Source organism: Streptomyces triticagri (assembly GCF_003429565.1).
Classification (GTDB): domain Bacteria; phylum Actinomycetota; class Actinomycetes; order Streptomycetales; family Streptomycetaceae; genus Streptomyces; species Streptomyces triticagri.
In genome coordinates, this window is the sequence record NZ_QUAK01000180.1 from 1 (window position 1) to 7,002 (window position 7,002).

General features: G+C 72.2%; 5 protein-coding genes. 2 read left to right on the top strand and 3 right to left on the bottom strand.

The features are described 5' to 3' along the window. A partial coding sequence (locus tag DY218_RS25960) for a family 78 glycoside hydrolase catalytic domain (protein WP_128558563.1) occupies positions 1-3,058 on the top strand: 3,058 nt, incomplete at its 5' end. A gap of 76 nt (positions 3,059-3,134) precedes the next feature. Here DY218_RS25960 and DY218_RS25965 read toward each other — a convergent pair. From DY218_RS25965 to DY218_RS25975, 3 genes are all read right to left on the bottom strand, one after another. After that, positions 3,135-3,680 (bottom strand): DUF2690 domain-containing protein, encoded by a 546-nt coding sequence (locus DY218_RS25965; protein WP_128558564.1) that lies wholly within the window; start codon positions 3,678-3,680, stop codon positions 3,135-3,137. Next, on the bottom strand, positions 3,677-4,660 hold the full coding sequence (locus tag DY218_RS25970; RefSeq protein ID WP_128558565.1) for a peptidoglycan-binding protein: 984 nt from the start codon (positions 4,658-4,660) through the stop codon (positions 3,677-3,679). The genes DY218_RS25965 and DY218_RS25970 overlap by 4 nt, the downstream gene beginning before the upstream one ends. A 325-nt stretch (positions 4,661-4,985) precedes the next feature. After that, positions 4,986-5,759 (bottom strand): VOC family protein, encoded by a 774-nt coding sequence (locus DY218_RS25975; protein WP_128558566.1) that lies wholly within the window; start codon positions 5,757-5,759, stop codon positions 4,986-4,988. 248 nt (positions 5,760-6,007) lie between these two features. Here DY218_RS25975 and DY218_RS25980 point away from each other — a divergent pair, with 248 nt between their 5' ends. Next, positions 6,008-6,868, top strand: coding sequence for a sulfurtransferase (locus DY218_RS25980; RefSeq protein WP_128558567.1), 861 nt, complete (start codon positions 6,008-6,010; stop codon positions 6,866-6,868). Positions 6,869-7,002: the final 134 nt, after the last annotated feature.

Sequence of the window (7,002 nt, forward strand, 5' to 3'; positions counted from 1 at the left end):
CGACGGAATGCTGGCCGACCTGCTGCCCCAAGGGCTCGGCGCCGCCCGCGACTTCCGCCTCAGCTGGCAGGTGCCGGATCAGGGTGACGGCACGGTGCAGCGTGCCTATCAGGTGCAACTGGCAGGCGGCGCACCGGAGTTCGGCCCGGGCCGGCTGGTCTGGGACTCGGGCAGGGTCGCCTCCGCCGACTCCACCGCGGTCCCGTACGGCGGCCCGCCGCTTGAGCCCCGTACCGCCTACTGGTGGCGGGTGCGTTGCTGGGGGACGAAGCAGTCGCCGTGGTCCCGGCCGGTGCTGCTCGCGACGACTGTCGAGGACGAGTGGACGGCGGCGCCCATCTGGGCGCCCGAGGGCGAGACGATCACGGACGGGATGCTGTCCGCCCGGGTCAGGATCACCGCGACGGCGGCCGGCCTGTGGTTCCGCGCGAGCAGCGCCGACGACAACTACCTGTGGCAGCTGCGCGCGGGCAGCCCCGGTGTGCTGCGCAAGCACATCTGCCGGTCGGGCACCTACACGGTGCTCGACGAGGTCGAGCTGCCCTTCGAGGTGCCCATCGGTGAGTGGACCGACGTGGCCGTGGCGATGGCGGGCTCCACCTTCACCACGACGGTGAACGGCACCGTCGTCGACACCACCACCGACTCCCGCCACGCGCGCGGCAACGTCGGTCTGCGCAACGGCTCCACCGAATCGCAGGACTACGACCGCTTCACCGTCGTGGACGCGGACGGCACGACCCTCATCGACGACGACTTCGCCACCGACAAGGGCACCTTCTCCGCCGGCACCGTCGCCGACGGCGTACTCGAACTACCCACCGGAGCCTCGTCGTTGTCCTCCTACGTCGAGGACGACTCCTGGGCGCTGCTGCGTCACGACCACCGCCCCCGCAACGGACGGATCACGGCCGCCGTCCTGTACGTCGCCGCCGACTCGCCCGATCCGGGCCGCCAGTACGTCGCCAAGGTGTGGAGCAACGGCCACCTGGTCGGTCACGCCTCGGTCCGCTCCGGATCCGGCGTCGCCTACCAGGTCTACGACATCACGGACACCCTGCGCTCCGGCCGGACCAACTCCCTTGCCGCGCTGTGCCATTCCACCACCTCCCGGAAATTCCTCGCCCAGCTGGAGATCTCCTACGCCGACGGCACCCGCGAGACGGTCGGCACCGGCCCCGACTGGCGCGCCCGCCGCCAGGCCGGACTGCTCCCCCCGAAGGGCAGCGCGGGCACCAACTTCTATCGAACCCCGCAGGAATACTGGGACTTGCGCCACGAACCGGTCGGCTGGACCCGCCCGGGCTTCGACGATCGCGGCTGGCAGAAACCCGCCGCCAGGAAGGCCATCGAGGGACTCGTCCCGGCCCGCATCGAACCGGTCGTGCTGCACGACGTCCGCCCCGCCTCCGTCACCGAACTCGCCCCGGGGCGCTGGTTGGTGGACCTCGGCCGCGAGATCGTCGGCGGTCTCGCGCTCGAACTGCGCGGCCGCGCGGGCGACACCGTCGAGGTGCGCCTGGGCGAGGAGCTGAACCCCGACGGCACGGTGCGCCACGAACTCCGCGCAGGCAATACGTACCGCGAGATCTGGACCCTGCGGGACGGCACCCAGCGTTTCGAGCACTGGGGATACCGGGCCTTCCGCTGGGCCGAGTTGCGTACCCGCCTCGACCTCTCCCGGGCCACCGTCACCGGGCGGGCGTGGAAGGCGCACTGGGGCGACACGCACTCCTCCTTCTGCAGCTCCTCACCCGATCTGGACCGCGTACGGGAGCTGTGCCGGTACTCCATCGAGGCCACCCGCGCCGACCTCTACGTGGACACCCCGACCAGGGAACGCGGGCCGTACGAGGGAGACGTCCTGGTCAACCAGCTCTCCGAGTACGCCGTACAGCGTTCGTACGCGCTGGCCCGCTGGTCCGACGACTACCTGGTCCGGCACGGCACCTGGCCCACCGAGTACCGCCTGATGTGCGCGCTCTCCGCCTGGGAGGACTACCTCGCCACCGGCGACGACCGCCAACTCGCCCGGGACTACGACCTGTTGAAGGACAAGAACCTCGACAACCTCATCGGTGGCGACGGTCTCGTGCACAAGGACCCGGGAGACGGCGGGGACCTCACCGACCTGGTCGACTGGCCGGCCTCGACTCGCGACGGCTACGTCTTCACCGAGGTCAACACCGTGGTGAACGCCTTCCAGTACGCGGCCTTCAGCACTCTCGCACAGTGCGCCGACGCACTGCACAAGGCCGCCGACGCCCGGCAGTTCCGCAAGCAGGCGGACCGGCTGGCCTCGGCCATGCGGCGCACCCTGCTCGACGGGGCGGCAGGACACTTCCGGGACGGCATCGGGACCGCGCACAGCGCCCAGCACGCCACCGCCTTCCCCGTCGCCCTCGGCGCCGACGCCGACCTGCCCGACGAGGTACGCAGAAAGCTGGGCGAGACCCTTGCCCGCGGCGGCATGAAGATGAGCGTGTACGGAGCCCAGTTCCTGCTCGACGCCCTGTTCCGGCTCGGCCGCGCCGACGCGGCGATCGACCTGATGACCGCCGACGGCACCAACTCCTGGCTGCACATGCTCGACCGCCTGAACGCCACCATCGTCACCGAGGCCTGGGACCCGGCGCTCAAGCCCAATATGACCTTCTCGCACGCCTGGGCGTCCGCCCCGGCCAATGCGATCGCCCGCCATCTGCTCGGCGTCCGGGTCACCGCGCCCGGCGCCGCCGAGTTCCTGGTACGACCGAGGACCGGCGGCCTGACTCGGGCACACGGAACCGTGCCCTCGATCCGCGGCCCCGTCGAGGTGTCCGTCCACCGCACCGGGAACACCCACACCACCCGGGTCACCCTGCCGCCGAACACCCGGGGCGTGATCGAGGTGGAGATCGCCGACGCGGACCCGGCCGACTACCGGGTCCGGGCCACCGCCCCCGGCGGCCACGGCCGGGTCCGGGCCAGACCGACCGACGACCTCACCGGCACGGTCCTACGGATCGGCCCGACAGGCTCCGGCACGACGGTCGTGGAACGGGTACGGGGCGACTGATCGCCTGCCACAGTCACCACAGTCGTCACAGCTGCCGGAGTGCCGGAGTGCCTGAGCCGCCGAGGGCCCCGGCGGCTCAGGCGCCGGGGGTGAAGCACACCGGCGCGCGTGGGCTGCCGCGCTCGCCCGAGGCGGTGTCCGGTGGATGGAAGCAGGCCTCGGTCCGCCGGTTGGGGTGTCCGCCGAGCATCGGTGTGTACACGTACCCCTGGGCGTCGTGGCGGTCGTCGATGGTGGCCTCCTGGAAGTCCCCTTGTGGGGACCGGAGTTCGATGCGGGTGCCCACGTCGGCCAGCCAGACCCGGGCCCAGGAGGCGTCGCATCCCCGGCTGTACCGGATGTCCATCCGGACCTTGCCGGCGGGGGAGTGCTCGACCACGGTGACCGGCCCGTGCTCGGCATGGGTGCAGCCCTGGGACTCCGGGTCCTTGCCCGTGCAGTGGGCGCCCCGGCAGCCTGGCGGTGACCCGGCCCGCGTGGGCCCCGTGTCCTGCTGTGCGGCGGCCAGGAGGCCGGTGGCGATGGCGGAGCCGAGCAGCACTCCGGTGACGACGGGGCGCCACCAGGCCGTCGACGTGATGCGAGCGAGTCGGCTGCGAGCGGGATGTGTCCGGCCGTTCATCGGCGCAGGACCTCCCAGGTGTGCGGTCCGACGAGGCCGTCCACGGCGAGTTCGGGTGCGTCCTCCTGGAAGCGTTTGACGGCGCGTGCGGTACGGGCGTCGTAGGCGCCGTCGATGTCTCCCACCGAATAGCCGCGATGGTCGAGCAGGCACTGGGCCTCGACCACCTCCCAGCCGGTCTTGATCTGGAACAGCACCGTGTCGGTGGTCCTGCTGTGCCCGGCGTACAGGCGGCCGTCCCTGCGGTGCAGGGTGCAGCCGTGGGTGCGGCCCGGCTCGAGCGTGAACTCCTGGTCCGATCCGGCGGATCGGGTGCCGGTGTCGGACGGCTCGAGGAGTCGGAGCGCCGTGACGATGCCGGCCGCGGTGAGGGCGGCGGTCAGCGCGGTGATGGTGAGCGCCTGCGGGAACGGGAGCCGCTCGCGCGGCCGTCGCTGTGTCGGGGTGCGGGCCCATCGCGGCCGCGTCGGGCGACCCAGCGGCCGCTCTCCGGGGGCCTCGTGCGCCCCGCCGTCCCCCGCGGCGACTGCGTCCGAGGGGTGATCCTCGCCGGACGGCTCCCCGTTCGACTCCAACTCACCGCCGGCCAGGGCGACTTCACTGACGTTCTCGACGTCGTTGCCCTCGTTGCCCGCGACCTCCGCCACCGTACCGGCCGTGCCGCCGGCCGCCGTCCCGCCGCCCGACGGCGCCTGCGTGGCCGTCTCCCGGCGCCGTGCCCAGGCCTCCTCGGCGAGTGAATGCATCGCGAGAAGCCGGGGCACATCACCCTGGGCGATCTGCGCCAGCTCCTTCACGGCGTCGGCCGGCGGGAACTTCTTGCCGTTCAGATAGCGCTCCCACGACGACCTGCTGTACGTGGTCCGCCGTTCGATGGCGGACAGGCTGAGACCGCTGCGGTCCTTGAGCGCGCGGAGTTGAGCCACGAGATGGCGTCCGTGCGGATCGAGCGAGGCGGGCAACGCTTTCCAGGGGGCCATGGCAGAGTCGCGAATCCCTTCGTACTTGATCGCGTCCATTCTGCCGTGAGCCGTGCGGGAGCAATCGTGCCAATGCGGCCGACCTGAAAGGGGACTTGAAGCAGACGCCCATCGGCCGTCCCCCACCCTGAGGACGTCTCAGCCGGTCAGCGCATGGGACGTCCCAGACTTTCCCGTACGGGAGTCGAGCGCTGGTGATCCGGCGGCGCCTGGGGAAGGCTGGGCCACGGCACACGCAGATCCGCCCGGGCGCATCCCGGACCGGCCGTGCAGGGGACGGCCGGTCCGGGAGTGCCGACCACCGGCGCCGGTCCCTCGACCGGCCTCACTCCGTACTGTGCACCACCGTGAAGGCCGCGCCCTCCGGATCGGCGACCGTCGCCATCCGGCCGTGGCCGCCGTCCCTCGCGGGCCGCAGCACCTGCCCGCCGAGCTCGACGACACGCTCCACCGTGCCGTCCACATCGGCGACTTCGAAGTACGTCATCCAGTGCGGACCCCGCTCCCGCGGCAGTCCATGGCCCACCCCGTGCACCGAGGCGACGGGGACGTCGTCGAGACGCAGCGTCAGATAGTCGTAGTCGGCCGAGACGACCGGGTCCTCCTGGTATCCGAAGACGCACTGGTAGAACTTCGCCACGGAGGCGGTCTCCCGGGTGACGAGTTCGTTCCAGACCGGAGTGCCGGGTGTGCCGGCCGTGCCGATGCCCAGGTGCTCGGCCGCCTGCCAGACCCCGAACACCGCCCCCGCCGGATCGAGAGCGATCAGCAGCCGTCCCGCCTCGCCTGCGTCCAGCGGGCCCACGCCCACCGTGCCGCCGCAGCTGCGGATCGCCTCGGCAGTGGCGTCGCAGTCGTCGGTGGCCAGATACGGGGTCCATGCGATGGGCAGATTGCGATCGGGAGGCAGGTCGCCGATGCCCGCCACCTCGTGCCCGTCGAGCAGCGCACGTACGTAGGGCCCCAGTTGGTCCGGTCCGGGCCGGAACTCCCAGCCGAAGAGGGAACCGTAGAACTCCTGGGTGGTGGCCAGTTGGTGCACCATCAGACTCACCCAGCAAGGCGTGCCGGGCGTGTGCCGAGCTGCCGACTCGGTCATCGTGATTCTCTCCTCGGGCCGTCATGGTGTGCCGTGCCCCCGTGTGCCAGACCAGATGCTCGCACCACGTGTCGCGCCTCGCGCTCCGTCGGCGCCGCGCTTCCGCCCTTACCGGCGGACAATGCCCGGTGTGCCGCTTCGCACCCGTTTCGGTGCGGTTGCCTGCCGGTGTCGATCAGCCGAACTCCCGGCGGAGCAGGTTAGTGGCCCCTCGACCGGGCGGCCAGGCCTTGCGCAAGGATGTGCCCATGAATGCCATCATCTCCGCATCCGAACTCGCGGTCGAGTCGGCCGGTACGAACCCACCGGTGGTCCTGGACGTCCGCTGGCAGCTCAGCACCGCGAAAGCCGCAGGTGAAGCGCCCTTCGACGGCCGTGCCGCGTACGCCGAAGGGCATGTTCCGGGCGCCGTCTTCGTCGATCTGGAGGCCGAGCTCGCCGGCGAGACCGGGCCCGACGGCTCGGGCGGCCGGCACCCGCTGCCCGACGTCGAGGCCTTCGGGGCCGCGATGCGCGCCGCCGGAGTGCACGACGGCCGTCCGGTCGTTGTGTACGACGGCGGCCAGGGCTGGGCCGCTGCACGCGCCTGGTGGCTGTTGCGCTGGGCGGGTCACGAGTCGGTACGGGTCCTGGACGGCGGTCTCGCGGCGTGGACGGGACCCCTGTCCACCGAGGTCACCCGGCCCGATCCGGGTGACTTCACACCGCGTCCCGGGGCGCTCCCGGTGCTCGACGCCGACGGGGCCGCCGCCCTGGCGCGGGACGGACTGCTGCTCGACGCACGGGCCGCCGAGCGGTACCGGGGCGACGTGGAGCCGATCGACCGGGTCGGCGGCCACATCCCCGGCGCCGTCTCCGCACCGACCACCGAGAACGTCGCCGCGGACGGCCTGCTCCTCGCCCCGGACGCGCTGACGGCCCGATTCCGCGGTCTCGGCGCGCAGGACGCCGGTCCGGTCGGCGTGTACTGCGGATCGGGCGTCTCGGGAGCCCACGAGGTCCTGGCCCTCGCGGTCGCCGGCTACGAGGCGGCGCTGTACCCGGGCTCCTGGTCGGAGTGGTCGTCGGACGAGTCCCGGCCGGTGGCCACGGGCCCGGACCGGGGTTGAGGATCGCCCCGGGGGCTCGCGGGGCGCCCCGGGCGCCGGGACCACCCGAAAGAGACCATGTGCCGGCCGGCCTTCCCGGTCACGTGTGCGAGCCGGCGTCCCGGACATGAAGCGGCCCCGGCCGGTCGGAACCA